This window comes from Enterobacter sp. UPMP2061 (assembly GCF_053709615.1).
Genome location: NZ_JBSKJP010000009.1, coordinates 61,866 through 75,369 on the forward strand (window position 1 = coordinate 61,866; position 13,504 = coordinate 75,369).

Annotated in this window: 14 protein-coding genes, 1 pseudogene and 1 riboswitch; of the genes and pseudogenes, 9 read left to right on the plus strand and 6 right to left on the minus strand. The window is 52.5% G+C overall.

What is annotated here, in order from left to right; translation table 11 throughout:
- Positions 1–13 precede the first annotated feature (13 nt).
- Together prc and htpX are read left to right on the plus strand one after the other, a co-directional pair.
- Complete coding sequence (prc, locus tag ACWKXX_RS16625; RefSeq protein WP_039270564.1) at positions 14–2,062, plus strand: carboxy terminal-processing peptidase; 2,049 nt, start codon at positions 14–16, stop codon at positions 2,060–2,062.
- A 193-nt stretch (positions 2,063–2,255) separates the two neighbouring features.
- Entirely contained in the window at positions 2,256–3,137 is an 882-nt protein-coding gene (gene htpX, locus ACWKXX_RS16630; protein WP_015570297.1) for a protease HtpX, read from the plus strand.
- Positions 3,138–3,188: 51 nt separating this feature from the next.
- On the opposite strand, the gene ACWKXX_RS16635 is transcribed toward htpX, so the two are convergent.
- The gene (locus ACWKXX_RS16635) at positions 3,189–4,562 is read right to left on the minus strand and encodes an MFS transporter (protein WP_261666180.1); all 1,374 of its coding nucleotides are present in this window, start codon (positions 4,560–4,562) and stop codon (positions 3,189–3,191) included.
- Between the two features lie 178 nt (positions 4,563–4,740).
- Here ACWKXX_RS16635 and kdgR point away from each other — a divergent pair, with 178 nt between their 5' ends.
- Positions 4,741–5,532: a DNA-binding transcriptional regulator KdgR gene (gene kdgR / locus ACWKXX_RS16640; RefSeq protein WP_015570299.1), complete on the plus strand. Its 792-nt coding sequence runs from the start codon at positions 4,741–4,743 to the stop codon at positions 5,530–5,532.
- 63 nt (positions 5,533–5,595) lie between these two features.
- Here kdgR and ACWKXX_RS16645 read toward each other — a convergent pair whose 3' ends face one another.
- The gene (locus ACWKXX_RS16645; RefSeq protein ID WP_017384332.1) at positions 5,596–5,835 is read right to left on the minus strand and encodes a YobH family protein; all 240 of its coding nucleotides are present in this window, start codon (positions 5,833–5,835) and stop codon (positions 5,596–5,598) included.
- 160 nt (positions 5,836–5,995) lie between these two features.
- Between ACWKXX_RS16645 and mgrB the strand changes: the two genes are divergently transcribed.
- The 6 genes and pseudogenes from mgrB (at position 5,996) to rlmA (ending at position 10,353) form a co-directional block, all read left to right on the plus strand.
- Entirely contained in the window at positions 5,996–6,139 is a 144-nt protein-coding gene (gene mgrB / locus ACWKXX_RS16650; protein WP_003859906.1) for a PhoP/PhoQ regulator MgrB, read from the plus strand.
- 74 nt (positions 6,140–6,213) lie between these two features.
- The gene (locus ACWKXX_RS16655) at positions 6,214–6,501 is read left to right on the plus strand and encodes a YebO family protein (protein ID WP_017693259.1); all 288 of its coding nucleotides are present in this window, start codon (positions 6,214–6,216) and stop codon (positions 6,499–6,501) included.
- A 669-nt stretch (positions 6,502–7,170) separates the two neighbouring features.
- Positions 7,171–7,315, plus strand: a pseudogene (locus ACWKXX_RS16660) (DUF2627 domain-containing protein).
- Between the two features lie 12 nt (positions 7,316–7,327).
- On the plus strand, positions 7,328–7,537 hold the full coding sequence (cspE, locus tag ACWKXX_RS16665; protein WP_001062678.1) for a transcription antiterminator/RNA stability regulator CspE: 210 nt from the start codon (positions 7,328–7,330) through the stop codon (positions 7,535–7,537).
- Between the two features lie 216 nt (positions 7,538–7,753).
- Positions 7,754–9,499, plus strand: a complete 1,746-nt coding sequence (gene ftsI, locus ACWKXX_RS16670; protein ID WP_032648589.1) for a peptidoglycan glycosyltransferase FtsI — start codon at positions 7,754–7,756, stop codon at positions 9,497–9,499.
- A 38-nt stretch (positions 9,500–9,537) separates the two neighbouring features.
- Positions 9,538–10,353 (plus strand): 23S rRNA (guanine(745)-N(1))-methyltransferase, encoded by an 816-nt coding sequence (rlmA, locus tag ACWKXX_RS16675; protein ID WP_017384329.1) that lies wholly within the window; start codon positions 9,538–9,540, stop codon positions 10,351–10,353.
- On the opposite strand, the gene mntP is transcribed toward rlmA, so the two are convergent.
- From mntP to manY, 4 genes are all read right to left on the minus strand, one after another.
- Positions 10,350–10,916, minus strand: a complete 567-nt coding sequence (gene mntP / locus ACWKXX_RS16680; protein WP_023296797.1) for a manganese efflux pump MntP — start codon at positions 10,914–10,916, stop codon at positions 10,350–10,352. The genes rlmA and mntP overlap by 4 nt on opposite strands.
- A gap of 1 nt (position 10,917) precedes the next feature.
- Positions 10,918–11,118: riboswitch (yybP-ykoY riboswitch) on the minus strand.
- Between the two features lie 198 nt (positions 11,119–11,316).
- Complete coding sequence (locus tag ACWKXX_RS16685; RefSeq protein WP_261666181.1) at positions 11,317–11,775, minus strand: DUF986 family protein; 459 nt, start codon at positions 11,773–11,775, stop codon at positions 11,317–11,319.
- Positions 11,776–11,829: 54 nt separating this feature from the next.
- Entirely contained in the window at positions 11,830–12,681 is an 852-nt protein-coding gene (locus tag ACWKXX_RS16690) for a PTS mannose transporter subunit IID (protein WP_006810994.1), read from the minus strand.
- Positions 12,682–12,693: 12 nt separating this feature from the next.
- Positions 12,694–13,494 (minus strand): PTS mannose transporter subunit IIC, encoded by an 801-nt coding sequence (manY, locus tag ACWKXX_RS16695; RefSeq protein WP_003859914.1) that lies wholly within the window; start codon positions 13,492–13,494, stop codon positions 12,694–12,696.
- Positions 13,495–13,504 lie beyond the last annotated feature (10 nt).

Sequence of the window (13,504 nt, forward strand, 5' to 3'; positions counted from 1 at the left end):
GGCCGAGCCTGGCATGAACACTTTTTTTAAGCTCACCGCGCTGGCTGGCCTGTTTGCTATAACAGGCCACGCTTTCGCTGTGGACGATATTACGCGTGTTGATCAAATTCCGGTTCTCAAGGAAGAGACTCAGCACGGGACGGTGAGTGAGCGCGTGACGTCGCGCTTTACTCGTTCGCACTATCGTCAGTTCGATCTCGATCAGGCCTTTTCGGCCAAAATCTTTGACCGTTATCTGAACTTGCTGGATTACAGCCATAACGTACTGCTGGCCAGCGATGTCGAACAGTTCGCTAAACGCAAATCCGAAGTGGGGGATGAGCTGCGCTCCGGAAAGCTCGATCTGTTCTACGATCTGTACAACTTATCGCAAAAGCGCCGTTTTGAGCGTTATCAATACGCGCTGAAAGTGCTGGAACGTCCGATGGACTTCACCGGCAACGACACCTTTAATCTGGACCGCAGCAAAGCGCCATGGCCGAAAGACGAGGCTGAACTGAATGCGCTGTGGGACGGAAAAGTCAAATATGACGAACTGAGCCTCAAGCTTACAGGCAAAGACGAGAAAGAGATCCGTGAGACGTTAAATCGTCGATACAAATTCGCTATTCGTCGTCTCGCGCAGACCAACAGTGAAGATGTTTTCTCGCTGGCGATGACCGCGTTTGCGCATGAAATTGATCCGCACACTAATTATCTCTCTCCACGTAACACCGAACAGTTCAATACCGAAATGAGCCTGTCTCTGGAAGGTATCGGTGCTGTGCTTCAGATGGACGATGACTACACCGTAATCAACTCCATGGTGGCCGGTGGCCCTGCGTCGAAAAGCAAAGCGATCAGCGTAGGCGACCGTATTGTCGGTGTGGGGCAAACCGGAAAGAGCATGGTGGACGTGATTGGCTGGCGTCTTGATGATGTTGTTGCGCTGATCAAAGGGCCGAAGGGCAGCAAAGTTCGCCTGGAGATCCTGCCAGCCGGTAAGGGGACCAAAACCCGTATCGTTACTCTGACCCGTGAGCGTATCCGTCTGGAAGATCGCGCGGTGAAAATGTCGGTGAAAACCGTGGGTAAAGAGAAGGTTGGCGTTCTGGATATCCCAGGTTTCTACGTCGGCCTGACCGATGATGTGAAAGTGCAGCTCCAGAAGCTTGAAAAGCAGAATGTCAGCAGCGTGATCATTGACCTGCGCAGCAACGGCGGCGGGGCATTGACCGAGGCCGTCTCGCTTTCCGGGCTGTTTATCCCGTCTGGCCCGGTGGTACAGGTGCGCGATAACAACGGTAAAGTGCGTGAAGATGCCGATACCGATGGTGTGGTCTACTATAAGGGTCCGCTGGTGGTGCTTGTCGATCGCTTCAGCGCCTCTGCATCGGAAATCTTCGCTGCTGCCATGCAGGATTACGGCCGGGCATTAATCGTCGGCGAACCGACGTTTGGCAAGGGCACCGTTCAGCAGTACCGCTCTCTGAACCGTATTTACGACCAGATGCTGCGCCCTGAGTGGCCTGCGCTGGGCTCAGTACAGTACACCATTCAGAAGTTTTACCGCGTCAACGGCGGCAGTACGCAGCGCAAAGGCGTGACGCCGGATATCATGATGCCGACAGGTACCGAAGAGACGGAAACGGGCGAGAAGTTTGAAGATAACGCGCTGCCGTGGGATAGCATTGATGCCGCGACATTCGTGAAATCAGGTGATATGAAACAGTTCGGACCGGAACTGCTCAAAAATCACAACGATCGCATCGGGAAGGATCCGGAATTCCAGTACATCATGAAGGACATCGCGCGTTTCAACGCTTTGAAAGCGAAACGGAACATTGTGTCTCTGAACTACGCCCAGCGTGAGAAAGAGAACAATGAAGATGACGCGACACGTCTGGCGCGTATCAACGATCGCTTCAAACGTGAAGGCAAGCCTCTGCTCAAAAAACTGGACGATCTGCCTAAGGATTACCAGGAGCCCGATCCGTATCTGGACGAGACGGTGCATATCGCGCTTGATCTCGCGAAGCTGGAAAAAGAGAAACCTGCCCTGCAACCTGCTCCGACAAAATAATCCCCCAACAGGCACAAGAAATTGTGCCTGTTTCTTTATGTACCTCCTCCTTCCGTCAGGCAGATTTCCAATTGTGTAAAGTTGTGTCTTTCTGGTGACTTACGCCGTCTGGATGCTTGAAAATAGCCGTAATACCCATACGATGTGGGTAATCGCATAGTGCGTTTTGTTAAACTGAGGTTAAAAGAATATTATGATGCGAATCGCGCTCTTCCTGCTCACCAACCTGGCGGTGATGGTGGTATTCGGGCTGGTGCTAAGCCTGACGGGAATTCAGTCGAGCAGCGTTCAGGGTCTGTTGATTATGGCGCTGCTGTTTGGTTTCGGTGGCTCTTTCATTTCACTGCTGATGTCCAGGTGGATGGCACTGAAATCCGTGGGCGGTGAAGTTATTGAGCAACCGCGTAACGATATGGAGCAGTGGCTGATGAGCACGGTTGCTCAGCAGTCAAAGCAGGCGGGCATTGCCATGCCGCAGGTAGCCATCTACCACGCGCCGGATATTAACGCGTTTGCTACCGGTGCGCGTCGTGACGCGTCCCTGGTGGCCGTCAGTACCGGCCTGCTGCAAAACATGAGCCGTGACGAAGCGGAAGCGGTTATTGCTCACGAGATCAGCCATATCGCCAATGGCGATATGGTCACCATGACCCTGATCCAGGGTGTGGTGAACACCTTCGTTATCTTTATTTCTCGTATTCTGGCACAGATTGCTGCCGGGTTTATGGGTGGCAACCGTGATGAGGGTGAAGAGAGCAACGGCAACCCGCTGATCTATTTTGCTGTTTCAATGGTGCTGGAGCTGGTGTTCGGTATCCTGGCAAGCATCATTACCATGTGGTTCTCCCGTCATCGTGAGTTCCACGCGGATGCCGGTTCCGCGAAACTGGTGGGTCGTGAAAAGATGATTGCTGCGCTGCAACGTCTTAAAACCAGCTACGAGCCGCAGGAAGCAAACAGCATGATGGCCTTCTGCATCAACGGCAAATCAAAGTCGCTGAGCGAGCTGTTTATGTCTCACCCGCCGCTGGATAAACGTATTGAAGCGCTGCGTAGCGGCGAATACCTGAAGTAACGTAATCGGGTTGAAAAGAACCGGGCTGGAGCCATTCTCCGCCCGGTTTTTTTATGCCTGCGCCTTTGGCTGGGTGACGCGAAGGCCGCTAATGACAGCCGCGAGGGTCGCCAGGGTCCCTGCGGTAATCAGCGCAACGTGTGTCGCATTCTGCCCGGCAAGGTTAAACATCAACGCCACCAGTGCGGCCCCGGTGCTTTGCCCTAACAGTCTTGCCGTGCCCAGCATCCCGCTGGCGCCACCGCTGCGATGACGTGGGGCAGAGGTGATAATCGTGTGGTTATTAGGGGACTGGAACAGACCAAAACCGGCCCCGCACAGGATCATGCGCCAGATAATATCCAGATCCCCCGGCGAGGCGGGCAGGAGCGCCAGCGCAAACAGCCCCACCGCCATGACAACCAGTCCAATCGCCCCCAGAAGCCCGGCATGGACGCGCTCAATAAGGTAACCGGCCAGCGGGGCCATCACCATGGTTGCCAGAGGCCAGGGCGTGAGCAGCAAGCCTGTCTCCACTTCCGAACGGCCAATCACGCTCTGCAAAAAGAACGGCAGCGCAACCAGCGCCAGCATCTGGGCGCAGAACGAGCAAATGGAGGTACAAATGGATAGCGAAAACAGCGGAATACGCAGCAAATCCACCGGCAGTAACGGCACGGGCAGCGCCAGCTGACGTCGTACAAAGAAAAAGCCGATGATAAGCATGGCAACGATTTCTGTGGTAATGAGCGACAGAGACTGTCCCTGCGCAAATCCGCTCAGCGCGGTAATCAGCAGGCCAAAGGTCAGCGCGTTCATCACAGCGCTGGGCAGATCGAAACGTGGCATGGTGTTTTTCGGACCATTTTCCGGAAGATAGCGCAGGGCGAAGAAGATCGCCACAATGCCCAGCGGCACGTTAATGGCAAACAGCCACTGCCACGAGGCAACGGACAGGATGGCGGCGGCAATCGTTGGGCCGGCGGCGGACGACACGGCCACAATAAAGGAGTTAATGCCCATGCCGCGCCCCAGGTGGCGTTGAGGATAAATAAGCCGTATCAGGGCCGTGTTCACGCTCATTAGCGCCGCGCCGCCAAAGCCCTGCGCGATACGCGCCAGCGTAAGGGTGTGCAGTGAATCTGAAAGGGCACAGAAGAGCGAGGTGAGGGTAAAGACCACCAGCCCGCACTGGTAAACCCGGCGATAACCAAACATATCGCCCAGGAAAGAGAGTGACAGAAGGGAAATCACAATCGCTATCTGGTACGCGTTCACAATCCAGATGGAGCTTGCCGGCGAAGCATTAAGGTCTTTGGCAATGGTCGGAAGAGCCACGTTGGCAATCGCACCGTCAAGGACAGCCATCGAAATACCGATGACAATAGTGGCAATTGCCCCGTACCGCTGCGGTAAGGGCAGGCCATCAGAAACGTTTTTTTGCATGGGGAAAGAATGACTCAGCGTGAAATTATTTTCAGAGTAACAATTTTAGCATCGTTATTTCGGTTTTATGTCGCAGATTTGTAACGAAGTAAACCCAGATAGATTGCAGCACGCATCACACGAATTTATAATAAAAACCGGTTCTGATTTTTATAAAACACTCTCCATGAGGTGATAAATGGCAATCGCAGATTTGGATAAGCAGCCAGATTCTGTTTCTTCCGTGCTGAAGGTGTTTGGCATCTTGCAGGCGCTCGGAGAAGAGCGTGAAATTGGTATTACAGAGTTGTCGCAGCGTGTGATGATGTCGAAAAGCACCGTTTATCGCTTTTTGCAGACGATGAAATCATTGGGTTATGTCGCGCAGGAAGGAGAATCAGAAAAATATTCTCTGACCCTGAAACTGTTTGAACTGGGCGCCCGCGCCTTGCAGAACGTGGATCTGATCCGCAGCGCTGACATTCAGATGCGTGAACTTTCACGACTGACGAAAGAGACAATTCACCTCGGTGCGCTGGATGAAGACAGTATTGTTTACATCCATAAAATTGACTCCATGTACAACCTGCGCATGTATTCACGCATCGGTCGTCGTAACCCGCTGTACAGCACCGCAATTGGTAAAGTACTGCTGGCCTGGCGCGATCGCGAAGAGGTGAAGCAAATCCTTGACGGGGTGGAGTACAAACGCAGCACCGACCGCACGATTACCAGTACGGAAGAACTGCTGAGCGTGCTGGATAAAGTGCGTGAGCAGGGTTACGGGGAAGATAACGAAGAGCAGGAAGAGGGGCTGCGTTGCATCGGTGTGCCGGTGTTTGACCGCTTCGGCGTTGTCATTGCGGGCCTGAGCATTTCGTTCCCAACGCTGCGTTTCTCTGAAGAGCGTCTTCATGAATATGTGGCGATTCTGCATACCGCAGCGCGCAAAATTTCAGAGCAGATGGGCTATAACGATTATCCGTTCTGATCGACGCCACCAATAGAAACGCCGCACTTTTGCGGCGTTTCTGTAAGCGAAATTCAACGCGGATTAACCGTTATCAACCACAACAGATGATTTACGCAGCACAGGACAGTTGGTTAACCCGATGATCCCGCTGTCGGAATGGATGTACTGAGCCGTGCTTATCCCCTGGGCGGTAAGATATTTACACTGGATACCCAGACCCGCGGCATTTTCTTTGCTCCCCATTAATACGCCGTACCCACTTAATAACAGGCCGATCCAGACAATGGCCAGTACAATTACTGTACGAATAAGTAAACGCATCGTTGCCTCTTTTTTCTTTGTTGTCATAGAGTAAGCGTAACGGCTTTACGCAGTGAAACAAGTGCACGATTCCGAAAAGCGTCTGTTGAAGGTACAGTTAGCCCCTGTTTAAGATAACCGTGATAACCTGGCTGTATCAGGTCATAAGACGGAGTGTGGAGTGAAAAAAATACGCTGGGTAATTCTGATTATAGTGTTGATAGCATGCGTGGTGCTGTGGACGCAGACTATCAATGTGATGTGCGATCAGGATGTACAGTTCTTTAGCGGCATTTGTTCAATCAATAAGTTTATCCCCTGGTAGAGACCATTTTTACGCTGAGTGATGTCCTTACGCGGCGGCAGTGGTAAAATGGCGGTTTTTACTGAGGTGGTGAAATGGGTGAGTTACTGAATTCGGGGCTGCTGAGCATTGCATCCCTGGTAATGTCTTTGGTGGTGCTGGTCGTTGGGCTGGTGCTGTGGTTTTTCGTTAACCGCGCCAGCTCCCGCACAAACGAGCAGATTGAGCTGCTGGAAGCATTGCTCGATCAGCAGAAACGGCAGACTGCGCTGCTGCGTCGTTTGTGCGAAGCCAACGAGCCGGAGGAGAAAGCGGTACCGAAGGACGCTGTTGCTCAACAACAAGACGAGGAAGACTTCATTCGCCTGGTAGCTGAACGATAGTCTGCCCGGAGCGGGGAGGTGGCCTGACGTACGGCGTAAATCCCCTCCCTTATCAAATGCATCCCGCAACTTCCCGGCATTTAATTAAGCAGCAGTTAACTCATGTTTTAGCACACTGAAAACTGGCGAATATTTATCCTTATTTAACAAATTCAGTTTCGTTGAATAAATAGTGTGCTTTATCTTTCCTGAAGTGTTTTATTTTTATCGAAACGTTTTGCTTGCCTTGTTTTGAGGCAGAGTCATAAAAATTTCATTATTTTGGTGCAGAATAACACTTATTAAATGGTGGTTTTTAATACAGTTAGCAAAATGTAATTAACATCGTATATTCCCTGACACATGTTGGTGCGTTGCAATGTTTTCAGCATAACTTTTCACAAAATGTTCTAACTCAGTCATTCCTTTAAAGAAATTCTGGGATTGGGATGGACGCTTTGAAATGATTGAGCTATGTTTAAAAAGTCTTTGATTACAGGGCGCGGCAACGCACCCTGCGGGCAGTGAGGTCAGGTGGCGCTTCATTTGACAATTCGCATAACTGTGCAGATTGTTATGGAGTAACGTCTGAATTTGTGCGGCGGATCGAGACACGTTTAAAAATGGCTTGCCATATTAAACGTTGTGTGTGATAACACGTTTTGGGTCAAACGAGGTACAGTTCTGTTTATGTGTGGCATTTTCAGTAAAGAAGTCCTGAGTAAACACGTTGTCGTTGAATACCGCTTCTCTGCCGAACCTTATATTAGTGCCTCAAGCAGTAATGTCTCAGTTTTATCTATGTCAAAGCCCGCGGGCTAAGAAAACACTCTAAGGAATTTTGCAAATGGCAAAGATTAAAGGTCAAGTTAAGTGGTTCAACGAGTCTAAAGGTTTTGGTTTCATTACTCCTGCTGACGGCAGCAAAGACGTGTTCGTACACTTCTCTGCAATCCAGGGTAACGGCTTCAAAACTCTGGCTGAAGGCCAGAACGTTGAGTTCGAAATTCAGGATGGCCAGAAAGGCCCAGCTGCGGTTAACGTAACTGCTATCTGATCGAATCACTGCTGACTGAAGCGCTCAGCGCTTCGATCTCAGACATAAGCCTCGCCGATGCGGGGCTTTTTTATTCGCTTATTTTTCAAAATATTACGTAATCCTCCTCTGTTATTATCTTGTTGCAAACCCGCGAGATTATTAGCATTGTTTTCCCGCCTTATTATCCGCTTTTCTCGTTAAATCAGGGCGTTGATTAACAGCCCTGGGGTTAAGGTGAAAAAAAAGACAATAACCACCACCGGAAATTTTACTCCGGCACGTTTTGCACTTCTGTGTCTTGCCATCTTTTGTAGCCTTGCGTTTCTGCTGGGCCGCGTAGCGTGGCTACAAATTATCAAACCGGATAATCTGGTGAAGCAGGAGGATATGCGCTCCCTGCGCGAAGTGGCGATAGACGCCCCGCGTGGGATGATTGTTGACCGTGAAGGGCGACCCCTTGCGGTGAGCGTACCCGTCCAGGCCGTCTGGGCCGATCCCAAAACAGTGCTGGAAAAAGGGGGGATCGGTTTTGACTCGCGCTGGCAGGCCCTGGCAAATGCCTTACACCTTTCTCTGAGCACGCTCGCATCGCGAATTAACAGTAACCCGCACGGGCGATTTATTTACCTTGCCCGTCAGGTTGATCCCGCCCAGGCAAAGTGGATCGATAAGCTGCGTCTCCCCGGCATCAACCTTCGCGATGAGTCCCGCCGCTTTTATCCTGCCGGGCACGTGGCGGCGAACCTGATTGGCTTCACCAATATTGATGGTCAGGGCATTGAGGGCGTCGAGAAAAGCTTTAACACGCAGCTTACCGGGAAGGCAGGCGTGCGGCTGGTCAGGAAAGATCGCTACGGACATGTGGTGGAGAACCTTACGGAGGTGGCTCCCGTACCTGCACATAATATTCAGCTTAGTATCGATGAACGCCTGCAAACTATCACCGAAGACGCGCTGGATAATGCCGTGGCGTGGAACAAAGCTGAGTCAGGCGCGTCGGTGCTGATTAATATCCGGACGGGCGAAATTCTGGCGATGGCGAGCTTCCCCGACTTCAATCCCAACAACCGGGAAGGGGCAACGCTGGATGATTTTCGCAATCGCGCGATCAGCGACACCTTTGAACCTGGCTCGACCGTTAAGCCTCTGGTGCTGATGACGGCGCTACAGCAGGGGCTGGTACAGCCTGACAGCGTGATAGACACGCATCCCTACACCATTGATGGTCATCGTATTCGTGATGTGGGCTACTACCCCGAGCTGACGATGACCGGGATTTTGCAAAAATCCAGCGACACAGGCGTATCCCGTCTTTCGCTGGCGATGCCCGTGCAACGGTTACTGGATACCTATAAAAACTTTGGTTTTGGCGAGAGTACCGGGCTTGGTTTAACGGGAGAAAGCGCAGGTTTACTGCCGCAGCGAAAATTCTGGAGTCAGTTAGATCGGGCGACCTTTGCCTTTGGGTATGGCCTAATGGTAACCCCCCTCCAGCTGGCGCATGTGTATGCCACCATCGGCAGCTACGGCATTGAACGGCCTCTGTCCATCACCCGTATTGACCCGCCGGTGATTGGCAAGCGGGTGATGCCCGAGGAAATTGTTCACGAGGTGGAACATATGATGGAGAGCGTTGCGTTACCCGGCGGTGGCGGGGTCAAAGCGGCGGTGCGTAACTATCGCGTGGCGATAAAAACCGGGACGGCCAAAAAAATCGATGAACATGGTAAGTATGTGGATAAATACGTCGCCTATACCGCAGGCGTTGCGCCTGCCAGCGATCCCCGTTTCGCGCTGGTGGTGGTGATCAACGATCCGCAAAACGGTGCCTACTATGGCGGGGCCGTTTCTGCGCCCGTGTTCAGCGAAATTATGGGTAACGTCCTGCGCCTGGAAAACGTGAAGCCAGACGGGCTGCCGGCAGATTCTGACCATCTGATCGTGATGCGTCACCCAGCCGTTTATAACCCTGGCGAATAGCGGTACACTTCGCCTTTTGGTTTACGCTTGGAGCTGTCATGTCTTTCAGTTGTCCCCTTTGCCACGCGCCGCTGACGCGCGCGGAGAAAACGTTTATCTGTCCACAGGGACATCAGTTTGACCGGGCGAAAGAGGGCTATGTAAATCTTCTGCCGGTACAACACAAGCGCTCCCGGGACCCGGGTGACAGCGCGGAGATGATGCAGGCGCGCCGGGCGTTTCTCGATGCCGGGCACTATCAACCGCTCAGGGATGCCGTTGTCGCCTTACTCCGTCAATATCTGACAGAAGGCGCATCCGCCATGCTGGATATCGGCTGCGGCGAAGGTTACTACACCGCCACGTTTGCTGACGTGGCGGCTGAGAAGGGTGCCGAAACTTACGGGCTGGACGTGTCGAAAGTGGCTATCCGTGCGGCAGCCAAACGCTACTCAGCGGTAACGTTCTGCGTGGCCTCCAGCCACCGCCTGCCGTTTGAAGAAGCGAGTATGGACGCCGTGGTGCGTATCTATGCGCCGTGCAAGGCAGAGGAGCTGGCGCGCGTCGTTAAGCCCGGCGGCTGGGTTATCACCGTCACGCCAGGGCCGCGTCATCTGCTGGAGTTAAAAGGGCTGATCTATGATGAAGTTCACCTGCATGCGCCGCACTCTGAACAGCTGGCGGGCTTTGCGTTAAAGCAGGCGCAGTCGGTAGCGTATGAAATGACGTTGCAGGGAAGTGAAGCGGTGGCGTTACTGCAAATGACGCCGTTTGCATGGCGGGCAAAACCAGAGGTGTGGGAAACGCTGGCAGCGCAGACAGAATTTCGCTGCCAGACGGATTTCAGCATCCATTGCTGGCAGCGCGAAGGTTAACCCGCGAAGTGTGCCCAAAGGATTTGGGCACCAATCCCGATCAACACGATACCGCCCAGAATTTCGGCTCGTTTGCCTAACAGCGGGCCAATGAACCGACCCACCATCATCCCCAACGTTGACATGATCAGCGTGGCGCAGCCAATCGCCAGCGCGGTGGCGATAATATTGACCTGCAAAAACGCCAGACCGACACCCACGGCCATTGCATCCAGGCTGGTTGCGATGGCGGTTGTCACCAGAAGCCAGAAGCCGTGGCGTTGCAGCGGCGCATCATCTTCATCGCCGTTACCACGAAAGCCTTCAATCACCATGCGTCCGCCGAGGAACACCAGCAGCACGAAAGCAATCCAGTGATTCCACTCCAGCACGAACTGGCTGGCGAGCATCCCCAGACCCCAGCCGATAAGCGGCGTCAGCGTTTCGATAGCACCAAAGATGAGACCGGTACGCAGGGCGTCGGAAAATTTAGGTTTATGGAGGGTGGCACCTTTACCAATAGAGGCGGCAAATGCGTCCATGGACATGCCAAAAGCCAGAAGGATCGTAGCGGAGATATTCATAAGAGCGTCCAGACCGGGGATATCCATATGACACATCACTGCCCCCAGTAAACAGCAGTTGATGTATCTATGGTCTCGCCTGATCGCTTTTGGCACAGTAAGTGTGCTGAAAACGATCCGTACGCGCCACGTTTTTCAACGAGTATGTTGACACGTACATTTCCCGCAGGCAGGAAATCGGCTACTCCCCAACGACGGGCGCAACCTTAACATATTTTGAGAATATAAAACAACAACGAAGATGGCTTTATATAGCCACTATGTTGATAACGATTTTCATTTAGATTTATGCGTGAAAATATCGTTAACAAATATAAGGCAATTAACAGAGGAGATATAGCACCGGCTATATTACTGGTTTAAGAATAATGCAATATATAGCCGATGCTATAATATTAACTCATTGAGTTTTAACGAATAATTTGTATATCTTTTCCAGGTCATCAATATTTTTGACCCGGATGAGCAGGCGGCGTTGTTCTAATTGCATCACCAGAACCCCGTCTTCGGATAAATTCATCTCTTTAATACGGTTATATTCTATCCAGACATTAGCGAAGAAGAATCCGTGTTTTTTAAAAATGAGTTTTGGCGAGCGGATCCAGAACAGGTAAATCGCCATTAATGCCAGCGCACATAATAACCATGTGGTTAATATTGCGCCGTGGCTGGTCACATTATTGTAAATCAGGATGACTACCAGACCGGCGAAGATAAACGCATCAATGCGTCCACGGCGTAAGAGGGGAAGGGTCAGCAGCGTCTCGCCGTGGCGGCGAGGCATAATGAACTCGTCATAGATCGCGTAAGCCAGAAGGGCAACAATAAATAAAACCAGTACGGTGTCCGTGACAGTCATTCATCCTCCAGATAAAAAGACCGGGGGCAAGCCCCCGGTCGGTAACGCATTTTATTACAGACCCAGCAGGCCGACGGCGTAGCCCGCGATACCGATGACGAAGAAGCCAACGATGATCCACAGCGGGTTCACTTTCTTACGCAGCAGCCACATACAGGCGAAGGTTAGCAGCAGCGGTACCAGGCCCGGCATCAGCTGGTCCAGAATCGTCTGCACGGTGGTAACGCGCGTCTGACCATCCTGACCAGTGATCGTCGATACCACCAGCGGGATGTTCACGTGCGTCCACTTGTTAACCAGCGCCCCCATTACAAACAGGCCGAGGATTGACGCCCCCTCAGTCAGTTTTTGCAGGAAGCCGCCGCCCATATCCTTAACGATATCCACCCCTTTACGATAACCGTACGCCACGCCGTAGTAACGGGTCAGCAGACGCACCGCGTTGAACAGGATGAAGAACAGCAGAGGACCGAGCAGGCTGCCGCTCATGGCGATCCCGGCGCCCAGCGCCGCAAAGACCGGACGCACGGTACCCCAGAAGATCGGGTCGCCCACGCCTGCCAGCGGCCCCATCAGACCAACTTTGATACCGTTGATGGCACCATCGTCGATTTCAGCCCCGTTCGCACGCTGCTCTTCCATTGCCAGCGTCACGCCCAGAACAGGCGCCGCAACATAAGGATGGGTGTTGAAGAATTCCAGGTGACGCTTAATTGCCTGACGGCGTGCTTCGTTGTTTTCCGGATACAGGCGTTTGATGGCCGGCACCATGGAGAAGCAGAAGCCGAGCGCCTGCATACGTTCGAAGTTCCATGAACCCTGAAACAGGTTAGAACGGATGAACACGCCACGAATATCACCCGGAGTGAGTTTTTTCTCAGTGGTAGTTTTTGTCATATCAACCATTTCGCTCACCTGTTAGTCCAGTTCGTTATCGAGATCGTTGTTACCAGCAGCCTGCGCAGGGGCACCCGCGACACGGTTGTATTTCGGGCTGAGCTGGATATAAAGAATCGCCATCACCGCACCAATCACACCCAGCGCAACCAGGTTGAAGTTGGTGAACGCAGCGGTAACGAAGCCGAGGTAGAAGAATGGCATCAGGTAGCCCGCGCGCATCATGTTGATGACCATCGCATAACCGACCACCACGATCATACCCCCGGCGATATTCAGACCGCTGGTAACCACTTCAGGGATCGCATTCAGCATGCCCTGAACTTCGCTGGTACCGACAGAAATCGCCACGATAACCGCAGGGATTGCGATACGCATCGCTTGCAGGAACAGGGAAGAAACGTGGATCCAGGAGAGCGCGGTGAGGTTGCCGTTTTCGGCCGCCTTATCCGCCGCGTGCTGGAAGGCAACGGTAATAGTACGGACGATAATGGTCAGCACCTGACCCGCTGCGGCCAGCGGGATGGCCAGCGCGATACCGGCACCAATACTCTGATGACCAGCGATAACCAGAACGGTTGAAATAATGGACGCCAGCGCGGCATCTGGCGCAACTGCCGCACCGATGTTCATCCAGCCGAGGGCGATCATTTCCAAAGTACCACCGATGATGATACCGGTTTTCATGTCACCGAGAACGGCGCCAATCAACGTACAGGCCACCAGAGGGCGGTGGAACTGAAATTCATCAAGTACGGACTCCATACCCGCAATACATGCGACGATGAACACCAGCACAATCTGAAGAGTAGTAATCTCCATTGCACTTCTC

What these genes read in the sequence shown, in the direction of transcription:
- manY (WP_003859914.1), bottom strand. Translation starts at nt 13,494, where the DNA reads ATGGAGATTACTACTCTTCAGATTGTGCTGGTGTTCATCGTCGCATGT.
- prc (WP_039270564.1), top strand. Translation starts at nt 14, where the DNA reads ATGAACACTTTTTTTAAGCTCACCGCGCTGGCTGGCCTGTTTGCTATA.
- ACWKXX_RS16645 (WP_017384332.1), bottom strand. Translation starts at nt 5,835, where the DNA reads ATGCGTTTACTTATTCGTACAGTAATTGTACTGGCCATTGTCTGGATC.
- htpX (WP_015570297.1), top strand. Translation starts at nt 2,256, where the DNA reads ATGATGCGAATCGCGCTCTTCCTGCTCACCAACCTGGCGGTGATGGTG.
- ACWKXX_RS16685 (WP_261666181.1), bottom strand. Translation starts at nt 11,775, where the DNA reads ATGACTGTCACGGACACCGTACTGGTTTTATTTATTGTTGCCCTTCTG.
- kdgR (WP_015570299.1), top strand. Translation starts at nt 4,741, where the DNA reads ATGGCAATCGCAGATTTGGATAAGCAGCCAGATTCTGTTTCTTCCGTG.
- cspE (WP_001062678.1), top strand. Translation starts at nt 7,328, where the DNA reads ATGGCAAAGATTAAAGGTCAAGTTAAGTGGTTCAACGAGTCTAAAGGT.
- ACWKXX_RS16655 (WP_017693259.1), top strand. Translation starts at nt 6,214, where the DNA reads ATGGGTGAGTTACTGAATTCGGGGCTGCTGAGCATTGCATCCCTGGTA.
- rlmA (WP_017384329.1), top strand. Translation starts at nt 9,538, where the DNA reads ATGTCTTTCAGTTGTCCCCTTTGCCACGCGCCGCTGACGCGCGCGGAG.
- ACWKXX_RS16690 (WP_006810994.1), bottom strand. Translation starts at nt 12,681, where the DNA reads ATGGTTGATATGACAAAAACTACCACTGAGAAAAAACTCACTCCGGGT.
- mntP (WP_023296797.1), bottom strand. Translation starts at nt 10,916, where the DNA reads ATGAATATCTCCGCTACGATCCTTCTGGCTTTTGGCATGTCCATGGAC.
- ACWKXX_RS16635 (WP_261666180.1), bottom strand. Translation starts at nt 4,562, where the DNA reads ATGCAAAAAAACGTTTCTGATGGCCTGCCCTTACCGCAGCGGTACGGG.